Origin of the sequence: Parapedobacter indicus (assembly GCF_900113765.1) — a bacterium.
In the GTDB taxonomy this organism is placed as follows: domain Bacteria; phylum Bacteroidota; class Bacteroidia; order Sphingobacteriales; family Sphingobacteriaceae; genus Parapedobacter; species Parapedobacter indicus.
Map to the genome: position 1 here is coordinate 638,300 of NZ_FOQO01000002.1, position 24,305 is coordinate 662,604.

22 protein-coding genes are annotated in these 24,305 nt (G+C 46.4%); 18 read left to right on the forward strand and 4 right to left on the reverse strand.

The window, feature by feature from the left end:
* Positions 1-18: 18 nt before the first annotated feature.
* A complete protein-coding gene (locus BMZ56_RS06120; RefSeq protein WP_143072861.1) occupies positions 19-579 on the reverse strand; it encodes a hypothetical protein in 561 nt (186 codons plus the stop codon).
* Positions 580-593: 14 nt separating this feature from the next.
* Positions 594-1,373 (reverse strand): SAM hydrolase/SAM-dependent halogenase family protein, encoded by a 780-nt coding sequence (locus BMZ56_RS06125; protein ID WP_090625810.1) that lies wholly within the window; start codon positions 1,371-1,373, stop codon positions 594-596.
* Between the two features lie 188 nt (positions 1,374-1,561).
* Between BMZ56_RS06125 and BMZ56_RS06130 the strand changes: the two genes are divergently transcribed.
* From BMZ56_RS06130 to BMZ56_RS06215, 18 genes are all read left to right on the forward strand, one after another.
* Complete coding sequence (locus BMZ56_RS06130) at positions 1,562-2,530, forward strand: PhoH family protein (protein WP_090625519.1); 969 nt, start codon at positions 1,562-1,564, stop codon at positions 2,528-2,530.
* 51 nt (positions 2,531-2,581) lie between these two features.
* Entirely contained in the window at positions 2,582-3,547 is a 966-nt protein-coding gene (locus BMZ56_RS06135) for a phosphoribosylaminoimidazolesuccinocarboxamide synthase (RefSeq protein ID WP_090625521.1), read from the forward strand.
* Positions 3,548-3,557: 10 nt separating this feature from the next.
* A complete protein-coding gene (locus tag BMZ56_RS06140; protein WP_090625525.1) occupies positions 3,558-3,941 on the forward strand; it encodes an STAS domain-containing protein in 384 nt (127 codons plus the stop codon).
* On the forward strand, positions 3,938-4,849 hold the full coding sequence (locus tag BMZ56_RS06145; RefSeq protein WP_090625528.1) for a ribonuclease Z: 912 nt from the start codon (positions 3,938-3,940) through the stop codon (positions 4,847-4,849). Before BMZ56_RS06140 ends, BMZ56_RS06145 begins: the two co-directional genes overlap by 4 nt.
* A gap of 26 nt (positions 4,850-4,875) precedes the next feature.
* Positions 4,876-5,940, forward strand: a complete 1,065-nt coding sequence (hisC, locus tag BMZ56_RS06150; RefSeq protein WP_090625531.1) for a histidinol-phosphate transaminase — start codon at positions 4,876-4,878, stop codon at positions 5,938-5,940.
* Positions 5,941-6,001: 61 nt separating this feature from the next.
* The gene (gene hisB / locus BMZ56_RS06155; protein WP_090625533.1) at positions 6,002-7,141 is read left to right on the forward strand and encodes a bifunctional histidinol-phosphatase/imidazoleglycerol-phosphate dehydratase HisB; all 1,140 of its coding nucleotides are present in this window, start codon (positions 6,002-6,004) and stop codon (positions 7,139-7,141) included.
* Between the two features lie 50 nt (positions 7,142-7,191).
* Positions 7,192-7,785 (forward strand): imidazole glycerol phosphate synthase subunit HisH, encoded by a 594-nt coding sequence (gene hisH / locus BMZ56_RS06160; RefSeq protein ID WP_090625536.1) that lies wholly within the window; start codon positions 7,192-7,194, stop codon positions 7,783-7,785.
* 18 nt (positions 7,786-7,803) lie between these two features.
* Positions 7,804-8,553 carry a 1-(5-phosphoribosyl)-5-[(5-phosphoribosylamino)methylideneamino]imidazole-4-carboxamide isomerase gene (locus BMZ56_RS06165; protein WP_090625539.1) on the forward strand — a complete coding sequence of 250 codons (750 nt, stop codon included), beginning with the start codon at positions 7,804-7,806 and terminating at the stop codon, positions 8,551-8,553.
* A 6-nt stretch (positions 8,554-8,559) separates the two neighbouring features.
* Positions 8,560-9,315: an imidazole glycerol phosphate synthase subunit HisF gene (gene hisF, locus BMZ56_RS06170; protein ID WP_090625542.1), complete on the forward strand. Its 756-nt coding sequence runs from the start codon at positions 8,560-8,562 to the stop codon at positions 9,313-9,315.
* Positions 9,316-9,429: 114 nt separating this feature from the next.
* The gene (hisIE, locus tag BMZ56_RS06175; protein ID WP_090625545.1) at positions 9,430-10,023 is read left to right on the forward strand and encodes a bifunctional phosphoribosyl-AMP cyclohydrolase/phosphoribosyl-ATP diphosphatase HisIE; all 594 of its coding nucleotides are present in this window, start codon (positions 9,430-9,432) and stop codon (positions 10,021-10,023) included.
* A gap of 15 nt (positions 10,024-10,038) precedes the next feature.
* Positions 10,039-10,956, forward strand: coding sequence for a WD40 repeat domain-containing protein (locus BMZ56_RS06180; RefSeq protein WP_090625547.1), 918 nt, complete (start codon positions 10,039-10,041; stop codon positions 10,954-10,956).
* 92 nt (positions 10,957-11,048) lie between these two features.
* Positions 11,049-11,393, forward strand: a complete 345-nt coding sequence (locus BMZ56_RS06185) for a YtxH domain-containing protein (protein WP_090625549.1) — start codon at positions 11,049-11,051, stop codon at positions 11,391-11,393.
* Between the two features lie 35 nt (positions 11,394-11,428).
* The gene (locus tag BMZ56_RS06190) at positions 11,429-12,088 is read left to right on the forward strand and encodes a heme exporter protein CcmB (RefSeq protein WP_090625552.1); all 660 of its coding nucleotides are present in this window, start codon (positions 11,429-11,431) and stop codon (positions 12,086-12,088) included.
* Between the two features lie 65 nt (positions 12,089-12,153).
* Complete coding sequence (ccsA, locus tag BMZ56_RS06195) at positions 12,154-12,822, forward strand: cytochrome c biogenesis protein (protein WP_090625555.1); 669 nt, start codon at positions 12,154-12,156, stop codon at positions 12,820-12,822.
* Positions 12,823-12,889: 67 nt separating this feature from the next.
* The gene (locus BMZ56_RS06200; protein WP_090625558.1) at positions 12,890-13,108 is read left to right on the forward strand and encodes a CcmD family protein; all 219 of its coding nucleotides are present in this window, start codon (positions 12,890-12,892) and stop codon (positions 13,106-13,108) included.
* 42 nt (positions 13,109-13,150) lie between these two features.
* A complete protein-coding gene (locus BMZ56_RS06205) occupies positions 13,151-14,587 on the forward strand; it encodes a Glu/Leu/Phe/Val family dehydrogenase (RefSeq protein WP_090625561.1) in 1,437 nt (478 codons plus the stop codon).
* Between the two features lie 171 nt (positions 14,588-14,758).
* Positions 14,759-17,449, forward strand: coding sequence for a PAS domain-containing protein (locus BMZ56_RS06210; protein WP_177195053.1), 2,691 nt, complete (start codon positions 14,759-14,761; stop codon positions 17,447-17,449).
* A 4-nt stretch (positions 17,450-17,453) separates the two neighbouring features.
* Complete coding sequence (locus BMZ56_RS06215) at positions 17,454-17,861, forward strand: response regulator (RefSeq protein WP_090625565.1); 408 nt, start codon at positions 17,454-17,456, stop codon at positions 17,859-17,861.
* An 11-nt stretch (positions 17,862-17,872) separates the two neighbouring features.
* Here the strand turns inward: BMZ56_RS06215 and BMZ56_RS06220 are convergent, their stop codons facing one another.
* Complete coding sequence (locus BMZ56_RS06220) at positions 17,873-20,824, reverse strand: FAD-binding and (Fe-S)-binding domain-containing protein (RefSeq protein ID WP_245893099.1); 2,952 nt, start codon at positions 20,822-20,824, stop codon at positions 17,873-17,875.
* Between the two features lie 36 nt (positions 20,825-20,860).
* On the reverse strand, positions 20,861-24,301 hold the full coding sequence (locus BMZ56_RS06225; protein WP_090625571.1) for a pyruvate carboxylase: 3,441 nt from the start codon (positions 24,299-24,301) through the stop codon (positions 20,861-20,863).
* Positions 24,302-24,305 lie beyond the last annotated feature (4 nt).

Sequence of the window (24,305 nt, forward strand, 5' to 3'; positions counted from 1 at the left end):
CAATAACGCGGTCACTTATCACGGTTTCGTCAATTTTTGACGTTTTATAAGGAAAAAGACACCGGCGCCAGCAATTGCCAAACCAAAAAGAAGGGTCAACCCTCGGTAAAATTGATTTGCTTTTTCCAACGTGGTTATTTCGCTAACCATCCGTTCGTGCTCCTGTTGCAGTTTGCTGATGGTCTTGATGTACCCGTTAATGCGCCCGTCAAACTCAGAAGCCCTTTCAGCGATTTTTGATTTCTCGAAGTCCTTATAATCCAGCAGGGCTTTGGTTTCTTGAAAAATATCATTGTCCGTAAGGACAATCTGCTTCAGGATATCTATGGACGCCTGCATGTCCTTTTTGGTTTTCAACCCGAAAATACCCGTACGCTTTTGAAGGCTTTCATTAAATTGACCGAATCGCTGACCCCGTTCGGTCAATAATCTATTCACTTTTTGACGCTGGACTTCGTAGCCCACCGTATCTGACGTTTCCTGACCGAATGAAAACGAAATCAAACAACTTGCCAAAAAGAATGTTGCTACGCAAATGCAGCTGAACTGATACGGTCGCATGTTGTCTATCTTGCTCAAAAAACGGACCAAGTTTATTTTTTGAATTCCACGCGGATGATATCGCCTTTATTCAGCCCTAATAAACCGCTGGCATTTCCTTTGTTGATAGCGATCTCCAGGTAGTTAGTAATTCCAAAGAGGCAAAGCTTTTCGCCTTCCGGCACTTCGTTGTAATGCCAACTCATCTGATCAATCGTTTCGTTGCGTCTGAAATGGACTACAAAATTGCGACCGCGTTGGACCTTATTGAATAACTCTTTGCTGATATTGCTGATAACGTTACCAAATGAATCGACAAATACCACACTGCCACGTAGGCTATCTTTTTCGACCACGGGCTGCACCAGGGTACGGTCAACCACGCCGTCTACCGGATCTCCGATATCGGTTAATTTACCCCCTTTCGCAAGATGACAGGCAGCCTTGGCAAAAATATCGGTTAATGGGAAGTGTAAATATTTCAGATCCTGAATAATATTGATTTCCACAGCTTCCGTAGGCGGCCCATCTAATATTAACGAAAATAAGCCATTATCTGTACCGATAAAATAGTGACCCTTGTATTGCAGGGCAAGATAACGGTTGTTTTCGTTGAATACGGAGTCGATGCCGACAAGATGGACGCTTTGAGGCGGGAAATACGGATACGCATTTTTCACGACAAATGCGGCATACTGGATATCAAAAGGAGGTATCTCATGAGAAATATCAACCAGTCGCACAGCGGGAAATTGGCTGATAATACTGCCTTTTAATGCTGCTTGATAAAAATCTTTATGTCCTAAATCTGTTGTTAAGGTAATAATACCCATACCCGCCTTGATTGCAATCGATGCAAACTTAGATAAAGTTGCCATGATATCCAATTAGCGAAACTGCGAATTTGCAAAACTGCGAATTTGCAAAACTACGAATGGTAATTTATCGCTATCTTTGAAAACTGCGAAGCATCAGCGTGATGCAGCGCACAGGGAGTCATATCATTCATTGGAGATAGAATTTGAACGAATTAAACATTACGTTGGAATATGTGAATCCTGCCGTGTTGTGGGGCACACATAATGAACATTTCGAAGTGTTCAAAAAGCAGTTTCCAAAATTAAAGCTCGTTGCCCGTGGCAACGAAGTAAAGGTACTGGGGGATGAGCGCGAAATTTCGTTATTTAAAGAAGGTTTTGATAAAATAGTTGCGCATGTCGAACAATACAATAATTTAACGACAAACGACATAGAAAACATTTTGGATACAAGGCCTGTTAATGGTAAGCTAGCAAAAAAGACGGAAAAAACAGATACAGGTCCTATCGGCGTTGGAGAACCGATTGTTTTTGGACCCAATGGCATCGTTGTAAAGGCGCGGACGCCAAACCAGCGGAGGATGGTGGAAAGCATCCTGAAAAATGATATTTTGTTTGCCATCGGCCCGGCCGGCACCGGCAAGACATATACCGCCGTGGCGTTGGCGGTTCGTGCCCTGCGGAACAAAGAGGTAAAACGGATCATCCTGACACGACCGGCCGTGGAGGCAGGCGAAAATCTGGGCTTTCTCCCGGGAGACCTTAAGGAAAAGGTTGATCCGTACCTGCGACCGCTTTATGACGCACTTGACGATATGATTCCCGCTGAAAAACTAAAAGCTTTTTTGGAAAACCGAACGATAGAAGTGGCTCCGTTGGCTTTTATGCGTGGTCGTACGCTCGACAACTGCTTTGTTATTCTGGATGAAGCCCAGAATGCTACGGACATGCAAATGAAAATGTTTCTTACCAGAATGGGGCCGACTGCCAAATTCATTGTAACCGGCGATGTCACGCAGATCGACCTTCCCAAGAAACAACAATCAGGCTTACAAACCGCCCTGAAGTTACTTGACGGAATTGAAGGCATTGATATGATCTATCTGAGTGGTGGAGATGTGGTACGGCATAAACTGGTAAGGCGAATATTAGAGGCATATGGGGATATTTGAGTGGAAAGTGATAGCCTATTGCCGAAAGCTGATTGCCGATAATAGAAAAAAATGAATACATTAAAAGAAACAAATTTCCATTTCGAGGGTCAAACTGCCTTTTATCGAGGTAAAGTACGCGATGTCTATACGATAGCCGACACCTATCTAGCGATGGTCGCTACCGACCGTATATCTGCATTTGATGTAGTACTTCCCCGGGCAATACCGTATAAAGGACAGGTACTCAATCAAATTGCTGCCAAATTTTTAAAAGCAACGGAAGATATCGTACCCAATTGGGTATTAGCGATACCGGATCCCTGTGTGACCATCGGTCGGCAATGCCTCCCTTTTAAGGTGGAGATGGTGATCCGTGGATACCTATCGGGACATGCATGGCGTGAGTATCAAGCAGGAAAACGTGAAATATGCGGGGAGCCTCTTCCAGACGGACTGAAAGAAAATGACCGACTGCCCCATCCCATCATCACTCCGACCACAAAGGCCGCTGTGGGACACGATGAGGATATATCGCGCGCCGCAATTCTTGAAAAAGGGATTGTATCAGAGGCCGATTATCAACAGCTGGAAATGTATACCTTTGCGCTGTTCAGACGAGGCACCGATTTAGCCGCAGAAAGAGGATTGATCTTGGTAGATACTAAATATGAATTTGGAAAAATAGGCGACGATATATTTTTGATCGACGAAATCCATACGCCAGATTCATCGCGCTATTTCTATGCAGATAGTTATGCTCAATTACAAAATGAAGGCAAGCCACAACGGCAATTATCCAAAGAGTTTGTCCGGAAATGGCTGATAGCAAATGGCTTTCAGGGAAAAGATGGACAAAAAATACCTGAAATGACCGATGAAATTGTATCATCGATTTCCGAAAGATACGTCGAACTCTTCGAGCACATCACCGGAGAGCGTTTTGAATACCCCAACGATACGGCAGCTGCAGAGCGAGTAGAACGCAACACAACAGCAGCTCTTTCCAGTATGAAAACAAGTAAGCACCCATTATAAAATTTCCGTTATGAAATTCACAATTGATAAGCATGAAAAATATGTCATCATCCAGCCTCACGTAGAGATATTGGATGGCGACTCTGCACCAAAGATTAAGGCCGAATTTCTTTTACGGAATTCAGGTGGACAACGAAACATCATCTTTGATTTGTCACAGGTAAAAGAAGCGGATTCGTCTGGCTTACGAACCGGCTTGTTGGCTCACCGTCTTTGCAAAGCTGCGGGCGGTGTATTTGTATTGGCTTGTGCAAACCAACAGATCAAGAGTCTTATTTCGGTGTGCAATTTGGCTGGGACGTTGACGCTCGCTCACAACACAGCGGAAGCGGAAGATCTGATCTTTTCACAAGAGCTGGAAAAAGATCTAAGGGGTGCGGTAGAAGAGGGATGAGATTTGAAGTATTGATATTAGGGAGTAGTTCTGCCACACCGATATATGGCCGTCATCCAACCGCGCAGTTAATTAATATCAATGAACAACTGTATCTGTTGGATTGCGGGGAAGGTACGCAGGTACAACTCATCAAATACGGAATCCGAAGTAACCGCATCAAACATATTTTTATCAGCCACCTACATGGCGATCATTACCTGGGCTTGATCGGCCTTATTTCGTCCATGCACCTGGTGGGTCGTAGGGACGAATTGCATGTGTATGGACCGCCTGCATTAAAGGAAATAATTGAGCTGCATTTTCTGCATTCGCAAACGGTACTGCGCTATCCCTTACATATCCACCCTACACAGGATCGAAGCAGTGAGCTAATCTTCGAAAGCGAGAATCTGGCCGTTCGTAGTTTCCCGTTAGACCACCGGATCGCCTGCACCGGGTTCCGGTTTGATGAAAAGAAACGGATGCCTGCCATTAACCGGGAGAAAACCGACGCCATCGGCATACCTACGGATTATCTTCCGCTGATAAAACGGGGCAACGATTATACGGCGGCAGATGGAACGGTATATCGCTGGCAGGATCTGACTATCGCCCCGCCTGTGCCTCGAAGTTATGCGTATTGCTCGGACACCATTATGACCGTGCGATACCAGCCGTTCATCCAACAGGTGGACCTGTTGTACCACGAAGCCACGTTTTTGCATGAAATGCTGGATCGGGCTACGGAAACTTTCCATACCACAGCGCGCCAAGCCGGACAGATTGCGACGGAGGTACACGCAAAAAAATTACTCATCGGGCACTACTCCGCGAGATACAAAGACCTGAAACCTTTACTAGAAGAAAGTAAATCTATATTCCCCAATTGTGATTTGGCACTGGAGGGAAATTGGTATCGTGTATAATTCTAAAAATTTAGTATAAATTGGCAATGGCTAATTCATTTGATTTGACCGTTCTTTTAAGAGATAACATCCGGAATCTGACCCCCTATTCCTCGGCCCGTAATGAGTTTAAAGGGGAAGCATCCGTCCTTTTGGACGCCAATGAGAACGCCTACGGTTCCCCATTGGACAGCAATTACAATCGCTATCCCGACCCGTTACAGCAACAACTAAAAGTGAAGTTAAGCGGCATTAAAGGTGTACCGCCACGGAATATTTTTCTGGGTAACGGCAGCGATGAAGCGATTGATATCCTTTACCGGGCGTTTTGTCGTCCAGGGGTGGATAATGTAATCCTCGTGCCCCCCACCTATGGCATGTACGAAGTTTCGGCTAACATCAATGACATCGCAACCAAGAAAGTAAATCTCACCGCTGATTTTCAGCTTAACCTGGAAGGTATTGCAGAAGCCATCGATGCCCATACCCGCATTATCTTTCTTTGCTCTCCGAATAATCCGACAGGAAATTCGCTGCACCGCGAAGATGTAGAGACCATCCTGGCTAACTTCAATGGTCTGGTCGTCATTGATGAAGCATACATCAACTATTCCCGCCAAAAGACATTCATTCAAGAACTGACTGAGTACAGTAACCTCGTGGTCTTGCAAACGCTTTCAAAAGCTTGGGGGTTGGCAGGGTTACGCTTGGGAATGGCGTTTGCGAGTGAGGAAATCATCGAAATATTCAACAAAATAAAGCCGCCTTATAACATCAACCAGGCAACACAGGAACTTGCGCTAAAGGCGTTGGAAAATGTAGACAAAGTGAATGGATGGATCCGGGAGACGGTCTCCGAACGGGATAAGCTTTCTGCGGGATTAAGCGCGCTGGAATTTGTACTGCACGTATATCCTTCTGACGCTAACTTTATTCTGGCCAAGACCGCCAACCCGCGGCCGATATACGACTATTTGGTGGAAAGGAGTGTGATTGTACGCGACCGATCTAAAGTGGAGTTATGCGAAGGATGTCTGCGCATTACGGTGGGCACTCCCGATGAAAACAAGCTATTGATGGATGCCCTGGGTGAATTTGCATTTGCGCGGTAATTTAGCTATGTTTGGCCGTTTCAATACAACCATAAAAATTAAGGCAATAAAAACACAATGAATGCCTGACGCAATTAAACGACTACTTTTCATAGACCGCGACGGTACGCTGATTATCGAACCGGAAGACGAGCAGATTGACTCTTTTGAAAAGTTAAAATTTTATCCTGGTGCCTTGCAATATCTGCCCCGTATAGCGAGCGAGCTCGACTTCGAATTGGTACTCGTATCCAATCAGGATGGATTGGGTACGGATTCACACCCCGAAGTCAATTTCTGGCCGGTACACCGGTTTGTCATCGAGACATTTGCCAATGAGGGGGTTATATTTGCAGCGGAACATATCGACCGGACATTTCCGCATGAGCAAGCACCGACACGCAAACCGGGAACGGCATTGCTTACCCCCTACTTTGACCGGGAGAAATATGATCTTGCACATTCCTTCGTTATCGGCGATCGCATCAACGACGTAAAACTGGCCCAAAATTTAGGTGCGAAAGCCATCTGGCTGCGGAATAACGATTTGCTTGGCGCCGCCGAGGCGCATGAAATCGACGTATCCGCAGTGGCCTTGGAAACTCCGGACTGGAAAGCCATTTACGAGTTTCTGAAGTTAGGCGTTCGCGCAGGTGAACATCGCCGGAAGACGAACGAAACCGATATTTACATTCGACTAAATCTCGATGGCAAAGGAAAGGCAGATATCCATACCGGATTGCCTTTTTTTGATCACATGCTCGACCAGATCGCGCGTCATGGAAACATTGACCTCACCATACAGGCAACTGGTGATTTGCATATCGATGAACACCATACCATCGAAGATACGGGGATTGCATTGGGGGAGCTAATTGCCAAAACCCTGGGCGACAAACGAGGCATCGAGCGATATGCCTTTACACTGCCCATGGACGATTGCCTGGCACAGGTTGCCATTGACTTCGGTGGCAGAAACTGGATGGTTTGGGATGCTGAGTTTAGGCGCGAAAAAATAGGCGATATGCCTACCGAAATGTTCTTCCATTTTTTTAAGTCGTTCTCGGATGCCGCTAAATGTAACCTGAATATCAAAGCAGAAGGCGAAAACGAACATCACAAGATCGAGGCGATATTCAAAGCATTTGCCAAATCAATCAAAAAGGCAGTAAGACGGGATGCGGAGCACATGGAACTTCCAAGTACGAAAGGAGTGCTTTGATAAGCACGAAGTTAGCGATAGAAAGTTAAGCCGACAGCGAATAGCTGAATATGACAGGAATCATCAATTACGGAGCAGGAAATATTTTCTCATTGACAGCGGCGCTTGACCGTTTGGGCATTCCGTATGGAATGGTCAACACGCAAGACGAATTGATTGCCTATGACCGGATTATTATTCCAGGAGTGGGACACGCCGGTGCAGCCATGCGGAAATTACAGGCGTCGGGATTAGCCGCATCAATCGGGCAGCTTACAAAGCCTGTTTTGGGAATCTGTGTGGGCATGCAGTTGCTCACCGCATATTCGGAAGAAGGCAATAGTTCGCTGCTGAATATTGTTCCACTGAAAACGTTACATTTCGAAAATCGGATTTCCGAGAAGGTTCCGCATATCGGGTGGAATCAGGTTTTTCATGAAAATGGGTTTGCATTGTTCGCCAATATAAAAAAAGATGCCTACTTTTACTTTGTACACTCTTATTTTATTGAATATAATGCTACTTTTACGGCCGCTTTTACCGATTATGGATTGAAGTTTTCAGCTTCACTACAGGATCGAAACTTTTATGGGGTACAGTTTCATCCTGAGAAATCGGGAGAAGCAGGTGAGCAGTTATTATTGAATTTTTCAAACTTGTATTAAAATCAACCTTAAAAAAATATGTATATCATTCCGGCAATAGACGTATTGGACAAGAAAGTTGTCCGCCTACGTGAGGGCAATTACAACGATGCGACGGTATATGAGGTCAGTCTTGAGGAGATGATCGAAAAGTATCAATCCAATGGCACCGAATTTGTGCATATTGTTGACCTTAATGGAGCCAAAGGGGACTTTTCAAATCAATCCTACTTGTTTGACATTGTACGTCATACCGACATGAAGGTACAATATGGTGGTGGGGTACGGAGCATTGAAAAAGTCATGGAACTGGTTGATGCAGGCATACACCGGGTGGTGGTAGGTACACAGGCCATCACCAATCCGTCGTTTCTGGATGAGCTTAGCAAGCTCAATCGTGGCAAGGATAAATATGCGGATCAGGTGGTCATCGCCATTGATGTGCTGGATGAGGTCATTAAATATTCCGGATGGATGGAAAGTTCCCCTGTTAAACTGCTCGATTATATCGACAGGTGTCTTTCGTTGGGTTTTTTCCGTTTTCTATGCACGGATATCAACAAGGATGGCAAATTGGGTGGCGCCGGTGTGGAATTGTATAAGAAGTTATTGGATCACTCCCCCATCATTAAGCTCATCGCTTCTGGAGGTATCAGTTCGATGGATGATATTTACGCGCTGGATGCCATCAAGGTTGAGGCATGCGTAGTAGGAAAAGCCATCTATGAGAACCGCATTACCATTGAACAAATCAAGGAGTGGAATTTGAAGTCCCTCATCCGTTTTTAAGGTATCATGCTGGCTAAGCGCATCATTCCCTGCTTAGACGTCAAAGATGGACGTACGGTAAAAGGCGTTAACTTCGTAGACCTCCGCGATGCAGGGGACCCTGTGGAACTGGCTTGGCAGTATTCTCGGCAGGGAGCCGATGAATTGGTTTTTTTAGATATTACTGCCACACACGAACGACGCAAGACTACCGTAGATTTAGTAAAATCCGTTGCGAGGCAAGTCAACATCCCGTTTACCATTGGCGGGGGTATCAACGAGTTGGCCGATGCCGATATACTTTTGCACGCCGGCGCAGATAAGATTTCCATCAATTCGGCGGCTGTGCGCAATCCGGATCTTATTAATCAGTTGGCGGAAGCTTTCGGTATACAGTTTGTCGTAGTAGCGGTAGATACACGCCATGTAGACGGCAAAAACTATGTGCACCTTAACGGTGGCCGACTGAAAACGGATTTAGAAACCGAAGCGTGGATTAAGGATGCAGAAAGTCGAGGAGCTGGGGAAATTTTACTGACGTCTATGGATCACGATGGCACCAAGAATGGATTTGATTGTACGTTGCTAAAAAAAATCAATGATCACTTATCCATCCCGCTGATTGCTTCGGGTGGTGCCGGCAATGAACAGCATTTTATAGATGTATTTCAGCAAAGCAATGTAGACGCCGCCTTGGCTGCTTCGGTATTCCATTACGGCGAAATATTGATCCCCCGTTTGAAAGGCGAACTACGACAGCATGGAATTGAAATAAGGCAGTAATTCAGTTAACTGGTGAAGTTGTGGATTTGCTAATCCAATGAAAAGTAAATAGCTGAATCAGCGGATATAAACAAATACGCAAATCAAGCGGATATGCAATAAACGAATAAACGAATGGGCAATCAGATAGATTTCGAAAAAAGCGGCGGCCTCGTTCCGGCAATTATACAGGATGTACAAACATTGGAAGTATTGATGCTGGGCTATATGAACGAAGAGGCCTGGCAAAAGACGCAGTCTGATAAACGTGTCACGTTTTTCTCAAGAAGTAAAAACAGGTTATGGACCAAAGGTGAAGAAAGCGGCCATTTTCTCGAAGTAGTCAGTACGCATATTGATTGCGACTGTGACACCTTATTGATTAAGGCCCTGCCAAAAGGCCCAACATGCCACACCGGTAGCCGAAGCTGCTTCAGCACTGAATATAATCAAAATTTTATTTTCGAACTGGCAAATATCATCGCCAGTCGCTATGAATTTCCAACTGCTGATTCTTATGTAAGCCGCTTACATACGCGTGGATTGAACAAAATCGCCCAAAAAGTGGGTGAAGAGGCAGTGGAAACCGTAATCGCCGCGTTAGCTGAAGATGAAGTAGACTTCATCAACGAAGCGTCCGACCTGGTGTTTCACCTACTGGTGCTGCTAAAGGAAAAGGGTATTCCCTTGGAAACGATCGCTAAAAATCTAGAAAATAGGCATCGGTAGGCATAATTGGCTACGATGAACAAACTCGATATACATAAAGCAGGGACCTTATCAGGGCATCAAAATCCGATTTTTGCCATTGAAAACGGAGTCGTTGCCTCTGTCGTGTATACAGGAGGTAACGACAAAGGTGTAGTTGAGTGGGATCTGGCGGAAATGGCGTTTAAACGTATTTTGTATCCAGTACAGTTTTCTGTATATGCGCTGCACCTGATAGCTGGCACTCCATTACTTGCCATTGGTACCCGAGATGGCAAAGGCCACGTGGTACATACCGATACCCGAGAGCGAATCGCCAAACTTGACCACCACCAACGACCGATCTTTGCCATTAAATCTTTCAAGACTAAACCTGAACTCATCCTGGCATCGGAAGACGGCACCGTATCCATTTGGAACACCCACGCATTTGACCTGTTATACCATTTTAAGGTATCCGACCATACGGTCCGAACCATTGCCATTAGCATCGACGAAAACTGGGTAGTCTTTGGAACCAAAGACGGCAAAGTGAAATTGTATAATGCGTTGGACTACTCTTTTGTCGAAGAATTGCCCGCACATGCCATGCCTGTCACCTCGCTGTGTTTTTCACCCGACGGACGGTATCTACTCACCGGCGGACGGGACGCACAGCTTAATGTTCTTGACACATCCGACTTTACCGTTGTCAATACGTTTACACCCCATCTATTTACGGTGTACGCCATCAAGTTCCACCCCTTTTCACCCATCTTCGCCACCGCCAGCCGAGATAAAAGTATTAAAATCTGGTCATCGGATGATTTCCGGCTACTGCGTGTGATCAGCTTCGAGCGGGGCTTTGACAGCCACTTGCTTTCGGTCAACGACATCATCTGGAATGCCTATAAAAACCAATTGATATCCGTTGGAGATGATAAACAGGCGATCGTGTGGGATGTAGTCGGCTGACCTTCGCTGCAAACATTTTTTTAAATTTCTTGTTCTTACGTTATAGAACCGAGAACGGTTAAAGAAAGTCATAACAAAAAAAGGACATGGAGATGAACACGAAAAACAGCATTGTTACGTATGCATTGATAGGACTTGCAGCTGGTACGGTAGCTTGGTTACTATTGGGCACTAAAGAAGGCCGTAAACAATTGGATCGCGCGAGCGAGGGTATACGCGAATTATCAGATTCCATTAGAAAGAGTACAAAAGAAGGTCTGCACAAGGCTTCCAAATTAGCCGATCGGGCCACCAGAGAAATGGATGAGCTTCGTTCGCAAGCCAAAAGTAAAGGCAAGTCGGCGATCCGTAAAGCAGATAAGTTGGCCAAAGAAGGTATTTCCAAGGCCAGTGATGCGGCAAACTCAGCAAGCCGACGGGTTGAAGAAGAAATATAGCCGCTACTTAGCCCACGAATCGTATCTTTGCGGGGATGAGTTTACTCAAGGAGGTTACTTCTCTCGTTCGCAAAGAAATTTTGTTAGAGTGGCGTTTCAAATATGCCATTAACGGTATTTTACTCTATGTGGTATCTACGGTTTTTGTTTGCTATCAAGCATTTAAATCCGTAGATCCCACAACTTGGAATGCCCTCTTTTGGATTATTCTTCTGTTTGCATCTGTCAATGCAATAAATAAAAGCTTTGTTCAGGAAAGTCCTAGTCGGCAGTTGTATTATTATACCGTTGCCAGCGCGAGGGCTGTCATCCTATCCAAAATCAGCTATAATATGCTCATCATGCTACTGCTTTCTGCACTAGCGTATTTGGTATATTCTATTATTTTTCAAAATCCACTGGGCGACCCTGGTCTGTATTTCGTAGTGGTAGTGCTGGGAAGCATTGGCTTTGCTGCGGTATTTACCATGGTATCCGGTATCAGCGCGAAAGCAGGAAATAACAGTACCTTAATGGCAATCCTCAGTTTCCCGATTGTCATTCCTCTACTTCTGGTGTTGATCAAAGTTTCCAAAAACGCGATGGATGGTTTGGACCGAAGCATCAGCTTAGACGAAATCCTTGTTTTACTAGCCATCAATGTTATTACAGTGGCCATTTCTTTAGTGTTATTTCCTTACCTTTGGAGAGACTAATGATTTCGGATGTTAGTTAAACAACCCAGGTTCTTTTAATTTTTAAATTTGACTTTTGACTTTCAATGAAAAATTACTGGTGGAAAATTCTGGCAATTCTGTTGCTTTTATACAGTATTATTATGGGATTATTGGGGCACGTGCCGGCGCTGCCCATCGTGCATGAAACCATTCGCAACGTATATTTTCACGTGCCCATGTGGTTTACCATGTTTACCCTGTACATCATTTCAGTTGTGTACAGTATAAAATATCTCTCTTCAAGCAATCCGCAGCATGATTTGGTAGCTGTAGAAAGTGTCAATGTGGGCATCGTCTTTTGTGTGTTTGGGTTGGTAAGTGGAATGCTTTGGGCAAACTTCACGTGGGGCGATCCCTGGCCGAATGACCCTAAATTGAACGGATCCGCCATTGCTACGTTGATGTACCTCGCTTACTTAGTACTTCGCAACGCGTTGGAAGAAGAACAAAAGCGAGCGCGTATATCCGCTATTTACAATGTGTTTGCCTTTCCCATCATGATTGTACTCATGTATATCCTCCCCAAGACAACCGACTCACTTCATCCGGGTAGTGGTGGAAATTCGGGTTTTGGGCAATTTGACCTCGATGGATCTATGAAAGCCGTATTATACCCTGCGTCGTTGGGTTGGATCCTCTTAGGAACCTGGTTGTTGACACTCCGATTTCGCATCCGTAAACTGGAATATCAAAACGACATCCGGGTGGACTAAAATTGGCAGATTGACAACCATAAAACGATTAAATACTGAAAATTGACAACGTTTATTGCAAAACAATATGAAAAAGATAATTCTTTCGTTACTACTAGTTATCAATGGGTTAATGAGTAGTTTTGCCCAATCAAATACCGGGGTCGAGATGGCTACGGGTTTGCGCAGTTCGGGCAAAATTTATGTTGTGGTAGCCGTGTTGGCTGTATTGTTCCTGGGGTTGGCCATCTATTTGATTACCATCGACAGAAAAATTTCCCGGCTGGAAAAACAGCAAAAAGAATAACGATAACAATAAGTTACCAATTACCATTAACGATGATTAACTATGGCTAAGTCAGTAGCGAAACCCGTGCAAAATGCCCATTTTTTTGATGATGTATCACAGTTTTTTGATCATGCGGCGCAATTCACCAAGCATCCCCAAGGTTTATTGAACCAAATTAAAGTATGCAACAGCATTTACCGGTTCAGCTTTCCTTTTAGAAGAGGCGATCAGATTGAGGTAATCCATGCCTGGCGGGTAGAGCATTCACAACACATGTCGCCCACCAAAGGAGGTATCCGATATAGCGAACTGGTCAACGAAGATGAGGTGATGGCGTTAGCTGCACTGATGACCTATAAATGCGCTATCGTCAACGTACCCTTCGGCGGAGCAAAAGGAGGTATTTGCATCAATCCAAAAAATTATTCGGTGAGCGAACTGGAAACCATCACACGCAGGTACACGGTAGAGCTGATCAAGAAAAACTTCATTGGACCAGCCATCGATGTACCCGCTCCGGATTATGGCACCGGTGAACGGGAAATGAGCTGGATTGCCGACACATACACCACCATGAATCCCGGCCAATTGGATGCATTCGGCTGTGTGACCGGTAAGCCGTTGTCATTGCACGGCATTAACGGTCGTAAGGCGGCAACGGGACGAGGGGTAGCCATTGCAATACGCGAATGCGTGGATGTGGCCGAAGACATGAAGGAGATCGGTCTTACCCCTGGCATTGCGGGGAAAAAAGTGATCGTACAGGGGTTAGGTAATGTGGGATACAATACGGCAAAGTTTTTGATGGAGTTTGGAGCTATTATCGTTGGTGTGTGCGAATACGACGGCGCACTTTATAACCCCGACGGATTAGATCCGGATGCCATTCTTGAACACAGAAAAAACACTGGCTCGATTCTCAACTATAAAAAGGCTAAAAAACAGTTCAAAACTCCAGCGGAAGGCTTGGAACAGGCATGTGATATCCTTGTACCTGCTGCGCTGGAAAATCAATTGACGGAAGATAATATAGGTCGTATAAAAGCAAAGATTATTGCTGAGGGTGCAAATGGGCCGACCACCCCCGGCGCTGAAGCAGCATTTGTCAAAAATGGTGGAATCATCATTCCGGACATGTATTGCAATGCCGGAGGGGTAACCGTTTCTTATTTCGAATGGTTGAAGAACCTCTCTCATGTAGCCTTTGGCCGTATGGATAAACGCTACGAAGAAATGTCCAATCTTAACCTGGTAAATACCGTAGAAACCATTACTGGCAAATCACTCACATCTGCCCAACGAATGGCCATTGTGAAAGGAGCAGACGAATTGGAATTGGTAAATTCGGGGCTGGAAGATACCATGATTCGGTCATATCATGAAATACGTGCGATAAAAAACGCAAATGCAGCCATTGATACCTTGCGGACAGCAGCTTTTGTGGGATCAATTGACAAGATTGCTATCTCCTACCAAAATTTAGGCATTTGGCCGTAAATGGCGGCTCCCATTTTACAAGCCCCGAACAAAATCGGGGCTTTGTATTTTCATGGCTTCTTTGAAGCCGCCTCTTCCTGCAGAATCTGTCGCTTGCCGATTCCGTACCAAAATGTTAGGACTTTTAAAAAAATCGACCTACTTTTACGCTTCTACTTAAAACATTTAGCTATGAATGACATGGTCGATTATTCGATTGTATTTCGGGCATTGCCTACTCCCAGTATCGTGCTGCGCCCCAATGCACCTATATTTACCATTGTCGATGCCAATGACGCATACCTAGCTCTTCTTACCAAAAGCAGGGAAGAACTTGTGGGAAAAGGGTTCTTTGAAGTCTTCCCCAGCAATCCATACCTAACGGATAACGAATGGAGAAACAGCTTCGATGCGATACTTCAAGAAAAAAAAAACCACAAAATAGTTCCGCAAAAATATGCGCTTCCCATCACCACCTCGCCTACACGTTTCGATATCAGATACCTCGAAATTCAACAGACGCCGGTACTTGACGACTGCGGTGAAATACAGCTTATTATCCGCTCGATGACCGATGTCACCGAATCAATCAATCACGCCCAATTTCTCCAAGATACCCAACAATTGGCACGCATAGGCAGCTGGGAAGTGAACATGGCACACCAAACGGTTATTTGGTCGCAGGGAATACGCGAAATTTTTGAGGTAAGTCCGGACTATCAACCGGACTTTGATTCGGGTATCGCTTTCTATACCCATGAAGATGACCGGAAAAAACTCACTTTGGCTTTCGAAAAAGCCATGCACGACGGTACTGTTTTTCATACTACATTTCCCATCACCACTGCAAAAGGGCGTACACGCTGGATATTTTCCGTAGGTAAAGCCGATCTGGTAAACGGCACCTGTGTACGTATCTATGGGACTACACAAGACATTACAGAAAAAAAGTACCAAGATGAAGCGTTGGTCGCATCCGAGCATAAATTCCAGAATCTTGTTCAAACGATTGACGGAATCGTTTGGGAAGTGGACGCGCAGACGTATAAGACAACTTTTATAAGCGAAAAAGTAGCGCAGATATTAGGATATACCGCCGAAGACTGGCTAGCGGATGACTTGTTTTGGTTAAATCATATTGTTGAAGCGGACCGCGAACACGTTGCACGGCATTACTATCTAACGGAAAAAAACCAGTTTCCGGCAAATCAGGCATTCGATTACCGAATGGTTAAAAAAGACGGCGGGATCGTGTGGATCAAGGACATTGTTTCCGTCACCTATGAAGGAGACGTCCCCCGATGGTTCCGTGGCATTATGGTAGATATTACCGAAACAAAGCGTCTCGCCGATTTAGATCGCTTGGAAAAGACCATTCTTGAACTAAATGAACAACGACAAATACCGTTAGCCCATGTTTTATCCAACTATTTGACCGGCATTGAATCTCTTTTCCCGGGAATGTATTGCTCCATACATCGGATTCAAGATAATCGTTTACGTACATGGGTGGCCCCATCGTTACCTGAAACATACCTCCAGACGATCGATAACCTGATAGTCGGTGAAAACACGGGATCATGCGGTGCCGCCGCCTACCTAAAAAGACCAATAATTGTTAACGATATCGACACAGACGCACGGTGTACGGCATACAAACACTTGGCGTTGGCTTATGATTTAAAAGCTTGTTGGTCTTACCCAATTCTTGATTCTGAGGGAAACACCCTAGCGGTGTTGGGCATGTACTATAAACAGGTCCAGTCGCCAAAACCGGACGAACTGGCCGTTGTGGACCGTACGACCTCGCTGTTGAAAGTCATCATCGAGAACCGTCTAAACGCGGATTTGGCTCACGAGACAGCGGCCATGATTAGTCAGGGGCAGGAATTGGCCCACTTTGGCATCTGGCAGCGCGAGCTAGAAACCGGTAAGGTTTCTTGGTCCGACACGTTGTATGATATCTATGGAATTAACGCAAAAATTATTGCCCCCGCATTTGAAAGTTACCTTGAGTCGGTACACATCGATGACCGACAACAGGTTATGGATGTTGTGCGACGTATCCAAGAGACGGGCGAGGACACGGTCTTTGAAGAGCGGATTGTATGTCCAAATGGAGAAATACGGCATTTACGCTCATGGGTAAGGCTTATCGGGGATAGCAATGTTCCGAAGAAAATGATCGGTGCAAGCCTCGATATTACGGACACTAAATTGGCCGAAAAAAAGCTGAATGAACTGTACACGCGATTAGAACAACATGTAAAGGAGATCGAAGCGTCCGAAAAGAAATATAGCGATCTATTTCATCTCAGCCCACAACCTATGTGGGTATATAGCTTGGAAACATACCAATTTCTCGACGTGAATCACGCTGCCGTCATTCTTTATGGATTTACGCGGGAAGAGTTTCTTTCGATGACGATAAAAGAGATCCGCCCGCCCGAGGAGATCGCTAAAATAGAAGCCGCAGTAGCTTACTCCAAACAACACGATCAATTGTTTACGAAAGGCGTTTATCTGCATCGGAAAAAAGACGGAAAACCAATACATGTTGAAATTCAAAGCAACATTATACAGTTTCAGGGACAGAAAGCAGAGGTCGTATTGGTTAACGACATTACCGAAAAGCGCAATTATGTGACGGCAATCGAGACCCAGAACAGCAAGTTGCAGGAAATCGCCTGGATGCAATCTCATGTTGTAAGAGCACCATTAGCCCGTATTATGGGGTTGGTTGACCTTATCCAACAATTTCCCGGATCGGTTGTTAATTACAGTGAACTATTGGGTGCGATAGGTCGCGCGGCCACCGAGCTGGACGAGGTAATCCACGCGATTACAGACAAAGCAGAACAAATAAACGTGATAACACACTGAAGCGATGGATATTTGTGTAATGATTGTCGATGATGACCAAATTTTTAATCTGATGACCAGGCTTCAGCTTGTCAATGCTGGCATTTCGACACGGCCCTATACGTTTACCAATGGTAAGGAAGCGCTTTCATTTATAACGGAGCACAGCCGTTCCCACACTCCCATCCTACTTTTTCTGGACATTAATATGCCGGAGATCAGCGGCTGGCAAGTATTGGACCAATTGGAAGAGATGACCATCCACCGGAAAGTTTATGTTGTCATTGCTACTTCTTCAATTGATAGCGCAGACCGACGACGCGCCGCATCTTACGAGCGTGTCGTAGGCTATTTTATTAAACCTTTAAAATACGAACAGGTATTATCCTTAAAGCGGATTGCCCCGCTATCCGAGTTATTTATCGGTCATTGAATGCATGCTGGTTATTTACGCAATGCCTCCCACAAAATCTCAACGGGATGGTATGCTCTTCTCCCCACCCCATCTTTGATCTGGTGCCGGCAGCTTGTGCCAGGGGCGGCAATGAGGACATCTTCGGAAGTATTCCGGACCGTGGGTAGCAACACCAACTCCCCTACCTTCATCGACACCTCATAATGCTCCTTTTCATACCCAAAAGATCCCGCCATTCCACAGCAACCGGATGGAATGGTCTCTATTTGATAGCTTTTGGGGAAGGAAAGAATTTTCGCAGTGGTCTCCACCAAATGAAATGCTTTCTGGTAGCAATGTCCATGCAATTTTATTTTACGAGGCAACTCTGTGAACATCGACTCGGCAATATGCCCTGCCTCCATTTCAGTCAATAAGAACTCGTCGATGAGCAATGCGTTTTTCGCCAAATTATAAGCATCGGTCACCAACTCGTTATCCACTAAATCCGGATATTCATCCCGGAACGTAAGAATTGCCGAAGGTTCAATACCAATCAGTGGCGTATCTGCGGTAACGATACCTTTCAGGTTCCGGACATTGCGGTTAGCAATCGCCTTTGCCCGCCGAACCAATCCTTTCGATAGGTAGGTACGGCCGCTTTCCACATGTTCCGCGAGTTCTACTTCGTAGCCTAATGCGGTGAGCAACCGGTACGCAGTTTGACCGATCGCGACATCGTTGTAGTCTGTAAACTCATCACAAAACAGGTAGACACGCCGTTTCCGCTGCTCGACTTTCTGGTGTCTCCGTTGCCTCGCTATCCACCTGCGCAGCGTTGTTTTTCCCACTTCAGGCAGCGATCGATCCTGCGCGAAACCCAGCATCTTCTTTACCAAACCGGATAATGCTTTGTTTCTGATAACAGCATTATAAAGGCCGGGCAGATAAGACGCCAATTGCTGAGATTTGGTAAAGTTGGCAATTACCCAGGTCCGGAAAGGTGTACCGTTGGCGTCGTGATAATGTTGAAGAAACTCCGCTTTCATCTTGGCAATATCCACACCAGATGGGCATTCGGTCTTGCAGCCTTTGCAGCTCAAGCAGAGGTCCATCACTTCTTTGATTTCGGCATGGTCGAAGCGATTGACTTTCAGTGAATGGGTTAAAAATTGCCTCAATATATTCGCCCGCGCACGTGTTGTATCTTTCTCCTCCCGTGTAGCCATATAAGAGGGGCACATCGTACCACCTGTGATATGCGATTTCCGGCAGTCGCCCGAACCCGAGCACTTTTCCGACAACCTTAAGATGCTTTCCTGTCGACTGAAATCGAAAACAGTGTCTATCTTTACTGTTGGCGTATCTTGCTCATAGCGCAAGAATTCATCCATGGGTGGCGTGTCTACAATTTTATTCGCGTTGAAGACACCGGAGGGATCAAATATTGCCTTCACCTGTTTCAGTAATGCATAGACTTTGTCTCCCAAAACAGCGCCAATGAATTCCCCGCGCAAGCGCCCATCGCCATGCTCGCCACTCAACGAACCGTTGTACTTTTTGACAAGTTGGGTGGTTTCTGCCAGCACGGCCCGAAACGCTTTTTTCCCTTCCGCGGTTTTCAAATTTATCAGCGGCTCCACATGCAGCTCACCTGCACCCGCATGCGCGTAATACGAAGCTTTCAGCCCATGGTTGTCCAGCAACTGTTGAACATCGATGATATAAGCCGGCAGGTCTTCGGGCGATACCGCACAATCTTCGATTAGATTCACAGGCTGTGTGTCTCCCGGCAAATTGCGGATCAAACCCAATCCGGCTTTGCGCACATCCCAAACCAAGTTGGTATCCGGTCCGGTAATCAGGGGGTAGGCATAACCTAACCCCGCCGCCAGCAAGTCCGCTTTCAAGTCCGCAGCTTTTTCCTCAATCTCTGCCGGCGTTGCCCCTCGGAATTCCACCATCAATAAGGCTTCCGGATCGCCTTCAATGAAAAAACGGTTATATTGATAGGTAGGGTGTCCTTTCGTGAAGTCCATGATGTACTTATCCACCAGTTCCGACGCTTCAGGGCGATGGCGCAACGCTACCACATTTGCATGAAGCGATTCGACAATCGTGTTGCAATGTACGCACAGCAACCCTATTTCCTTTGGGGGCAGTGGCAGCAGGTTGAGCTTCGCTTCCGTAAGAATACCCAAGGTTCCTTCCGATCCAGCAAACAGCTTACAGAAGTTGAAGGGTTGGGAAGTATCGCTGAGCATGTCCAGCGCGTAGCCCGTATTGCGCCGGGTGAGCGCTGGTTTCGGATAGCCCGCTTTAATTGCTTCGCGATTTTCAGGATCAGACAACAAATCGTTCATTCTGCGATAAATATCGCCTTCCCTACCTGCAAGTTTCAGCTTATTAAACAGTGCCTTTTCATTTAGCGCTTCGAACACAACTTCCGATGCGTCATCCACCAGCACATTTGCCGAGAGCAGGTGGCTGCGCGTATCCCCCCATACAATGGAATGCAAGCCACAGGAGTTATTGCCTACCATACCCCCCACCATCGCCCTACTAGCGGTTGACGTCTCTGGGCCAAACATCAATCCATATGGGCGGAGGTAGGCGTTCAGGTCATCACGGATCACACCGGGCTGTACACGTACCCAGCGTTCCTCCACATTTACCTCCAACACCTGATTAAAGTGTTTCGACACATCCACAACAATGCCGCGGCCTACCACCTGACCAGCAAGTGAAGTGCCCGCGGTCCGCGGAATCAACGTTACCTGATGCGCTTGCGCAAACCCTATGAGCCGCTTTAAATCATCGGTGTCTTTGGGGATAGCTACGGCCAAAGGGCGCTCCTGATACACGGATGCATCCGTTGAATACGCCCGCAATAGGGTTTGATGTTCGGGGCTTTCGTCGTGATAAAACGAGCCCTTCAAGTTATTACCCAGCTCCGACAGCCCTTCTTTCCTATTCAATGCCTTCATTATTTTGCTAGCCATCAAACTTAGATAAATTCGCTTTTATATGCAACGCAATTACTCCAACTCCAGTACCATATCGTCGGTATTCACCAATGTTCCGGCACCGAGTTCAACTTGTTTCACTGTGCCCTGCACGGCAGCGGTAACGGTAGTTTCCATCTTCATGGCTTCGATGACAAAAAGCGGTTGATTTATCGCTACTACATCGCCCGCCGCCACAAATACCGTGGTCAGCAAACCCTGCAACGGCGAACCCACCTGCCGGGGGTTGGTGGCATCTACTTTTCTATTTTCCTTCCGTGCAATCTCTGACTTACCGTCTCGTATCTCCAGGTTACGTGTCTGTCCATTTAACTTAAAGAATACGGTGCGGTTGCCATCCATGTCGGTTGGGCCAATGGACACCAACTTCACCAGAAGTGTTTTTCCCTTTGTCAGCTCCACCGTTGTTTCTTCTCCCGGTTCCATGCCATACAAGAAATACTGCGTGGGTACTACCGAAACGTCTCCATATTTTCGATAAGCGGTTAAATAATCAACAAACACCTTGGGATAAAATTGATAACTTAAGTAATCCGTAAATGTCAGATCCTCACCATATTCCCTTAAGAAACGCTTAAAATCCAAATCGAGGTCAAGCGGTGGCAAATGCTTGTTGGGCCTATCGGAATATGCGTGCTGTCCTTTCAATACCATTCGTTGCAGGTCAGCAGGAAAGCCACCCTCCGGCTGACCGATATCTCCGCGGAAAAAGGATACCACCGAGTCGGGGAACGATAGGCTGTCGCCCCGTAATAATACGTCTTTCCCTGTTAGGTTGTTGGCCACCATGTATTGCGCCATATCACCAACCACCTTGGAGCTAGGTGTTACTTTGACGATGTCTCCAAATAGCTGATTTGCTTCTGCATAACTACGTTTGATAGCTCCTATACGTCCCCCCAAACCAAGCGCATTCGCCTGCTGTTTCAGGTTAGAATATTGCCCACCGGGTATTTCGTGACTGAAAACCTCGGCCGAACCAGCCTTCATCCCCGATTCAAAAGGACTGTAATAGGTGCGCACCGCTTCCCAGTAGTCGCTATATGCATTGAGGCTATCGATATCAAAAAAGTTCTCCCGTTCGTTGAAACGCATCATCTCGATGATGGCATTGAAATTGGGTTGGGATGTCAATCCCGATAGTGCACCCAACGCACAATCGATAACATCGACGCCTGCTTCGATGGCTTTTAGGTAGGTAGCCGTCTGCAGCGAAGAGGTATCGTGTGTATGCAGATGAATGGGTATTTTTACCGTATCCTTCAATGCAGTAACGAGTTCCGATGCGGCATACGGTTTCAACAATCCCGACATATCTTTGATGGCCAACATGTGAGCTCCTGCATTCTCCAAATCTTTGGCCATCCGCAGGTAATAGTTGAGGTTATATTTGTTGCGTTGTGGGTTTAGAATGTCACCTGTATAGCACAATGTCCCCTCGGCGATACCATCGGTACGTTTTCGCACCATTTCGATACAAGGAGCAATGTTCTCTACCCAGTTGAGCGAATCAAAAATGCGAAATATATCGACCCCGGTTTCCCAGCTTTTTTCCACAAACGCTTCGATTAGGTTGTCCGGATAGGCAGCATACCCTACACCATTGCATCCACGAATGAGCATCTGTAACAGTATGTTCGGGATGGCTTTGCGCAGTTTTGCCAACCGTTTCCAAGGGTCTTCCAGTTGGAAGCGCAGGCACACGTCAAACGTTGCGCCGCCCCACACTTCCATGCTGAACGTTTGGGGATGTGCTTTGGCGAATCCGGAAGCAACTTTTAACATGTCATAGGTACGAACACGGGTAGCAAGTAGCGATTGGTGGGCGTCGCGTAATGTTGTGTCGGTATAATGTATCTGCTTTTCATTGGCCAGCCATTCGCAAAACCCCTCAGGACCCAATTCGGTCAGGCGATCTTTGGTTCCCTTCGGGAAACGCGTCTGTGAATCAATGGCAGGAATTGCCGGTGGCTCCAATTTAGCCAACCGCACTTCCCCCTTGATATCGGGGTTCCCATTGACGGATATATCGCCGAGAAAGGCCAGCAACTTGGTGCCGCGGTCTTGTTTGCCAGCTGGTTTAAACAGTTCAGGATGCGTAGCAATGAATTCCACCGTAGCCTCACTTGCTAAAAAAACCGGGTGGGTTACCAGGTTTTCCAGAAAACCGATGTTGTTTTTTACTCCGCGGATACGAAATTCCCGAAGCGCCCGGTCCATCCGTTTAGCCGCTTCAGCCAGTGTATTGCCGTGGGTGCTGACTTTTACCAACATGGAATCAAAGAACGGGCTTACTTTCATGCCCGGATAGGCGCTACCTTCATCCAACCGCACGCCAAAGCCAGCTGCATTGCGGTAGGTAACGATGGTACCGTAGTCGGGTTTAAAACCGTCTGACGGATCTTCCGTGGTTATCCGGCATTGTATAGCAAACCCATTAAGTGGAATGGCCGTCTGTTCCGCCAATCCTACCAACCGGTCGGATAGTTTGTATCCGGAAGCGATGTATAACTGTGTTTTTACAAGATCGATCCCCGTCACCATTTCCGTAACCGTATGTTCGACCTGAATACGCGGATTTACTTCGATAAAATAAACCTGGCCATCGGGGTCAACCAAGAATTCAACCGTACCGACGTTATCGTATCCAGCCGCTATGGCAATAGCTGTCGCATACGTATATAGCTTATCGCGGGTTTCTGCACGTAGGTTTGCCGCCGGCGCTACTTCCACCACCTTCTGGAATCGACGCTGCACGGAGCAATCGCGTTCATACAAGTGCATCACGTTGCCATGCCGATCACCCACCACTTGCACTTCGATATGTCGGGGATTTTCGATATATTTTTCTAGAAAAACCGTACCGTCGCCAAATGCGTTCAGTGCCTCGTTGCGGGCACTGTTGAAGGCTGCTTCCAGTTCAACATCGTTGCGTACTACGCGCATACCACGGCCACCGCCCCCCGCGGCGGCTTTCAGCATGAGGGGATAGCCAATGCGCCACGCTTCGGATAATGCCGCCGCAACCACATCCAATACCCCTTTGCTACTTTCAATGATGGGCACCTCCGCTTTTTGGGCTACCGCTTTGGCACGTACCTTATCACCCAGCATGTCCATTACCGCGGGCGAGGGTCCGATGAATACGATTCCTTCGTCAGCACAACGGCGGGCAAAGTCGGCATTTTCCGAAAGGAACCCATAGCCGGGATGGATCGCGTCGGCACCACAATCTTTGGCCGTAGCAAGGATGGCTTCGATATCCAGGTATGGCTTGAGCGGCTCGCTATCCAACCCGATCTGGTACGCTTCATCCGCCTTATACCGATGCAGCGAGTACCGATCTTCAAACGTATAAATGGCTACCGTACCAATACCTAACTCATTGCAAGCCCGGCTAATTCGGATCGCAATCTCACCGCGGTTGGCGATGAGTACTTTTCTGATGTTCATATGT

Coding starts and splice junctions, on each gene's coding strand:
- BMZ56_RS06140 (WP_090625525.1), top strand. CDS start 3,558: ATGAAATTCACAATTGATAAGCATGAAAAATATGTCATCATCCAGCCT.
- BMZ56_RS06200 (WP_090625558.1), top strand. CDS start 12,890: ATGAAAAAGATAATTCTTTCGTTACTACTAGTTATCAATGGGTTAATG.
- BMZ56_RS06190 (WP_090625552.1), top strand. CDS start 11,429: ATGAGTTTACTCAAGGAGGTTACTTCTCTCGTTCGCAAAGAAATTTTG.
- BMZ56_RS06145 (WP_090625528.1), top strand. CDS start 3,938: ATGAGATTTGAAGTATTGATATTAGGGAGTAGTTCTGCCACACCGATA.
- BMZ56_RS06225 (WP_090625571.1), bottom strand. CDS start 24,301: ATGAACATCAGAAAAGTACTCATCGCCAACCGCGGTGAGATTGCGATC.
- hisB (WP_090625533.1), top strand. CDS start 6,002: ATGCCTGACGCAATTAAACGACTACTTTTCATAGACCGCGACGGTACG.
- BMZ56_RS06205 (WP_090625561.1), top strand. CDS start 13,151: ATGGCTAAGTCAGTAGCGAAACCCGTGCAAAATGCCCATTTTTTTGAT.
- BMZ56_RS06180 (WP_090625547.1), top strand. CDS start 10,039: ATGAACAAACTCGATATACATAAAGCAGGGACCTTATCAGGGCATCAA.
- BMZ56_RS06215 (WP_090625565.1), top strand. CDS start 17,454: ATGGATATTTGTGTAATGATTGTCGATGATGACCAAATTTTTAATCTG.
- BMZ56_RS06125 (WP_090625810.1), bottom strand. CDS start 1,373: ATGGGTATTATTACCTTAACAACAGATTTAGGACATAAAGATTTTTAT.
- BMZ56_RS06185 (WP_090625549.1), top strand. CDS start 11,049: ATGAACACGAAAAACAGCATTGTTACGTATGCATTGATAGGACTTGCA.
- hisH (WP_090625536.1), top strand. CDS start 7,192: ATGACAGGAATCATCAATTACGGAGCAGGAAATATTTTCTCATTGACA.
- ccsA (WP_090625555.1), top strand. CDS start 12,154: ATGAAAAATTACTGGTGGAAAATTCTGGCAATTCTGTTGCTTTTATAC.
- hisF (WP_090625542.1), top strand. CDS start 8,560: ATGCTGGCTAAGCGCATCATTCCCTGCTTAGACGTCAAAGATGGACGT.
- BMZ56_RS06220 (WP_245893099.1), bottom strand. CDS start 20,824: ATGGCTAGCAAAATAATGAAGGCATTGAATAGGAAAGAAGGGCTGTCG.
- BMZ56_RS06210 (WP_177195053.1), top strand. CDS start 14,759: ATGAATGACATGGTCGATTATTCGATTGTATTTCGGGCATTGCCTACT.
- BMZ56_RS06165 (WP_090625539.1), top strand. CDS start 7,804: ATGTATATCATTCCGGCAATAGACGTATTGGACAAGAAAGTTGTCCGC.
- BMZ56_RS06135 (WP_090625521.1), top strand. CDS start 2,582: ATGAATACATTAAAAGAAACAAATTTCCATTTCGAGGGTCAAACTGCC.
- hisC (WP_090625531.1), top strand. CDS start 4,876: ATGGCTAATTCATTTGATTTGACCGTTCTTTTAAGAGATAACATCCGG.
- hisIE (WP_090625545.1), top strand. CDS start 9,430: ATGGGCAATCAGATAGATTTCGAAAAAAGCGGCGGCCTCGTTCCGGCA.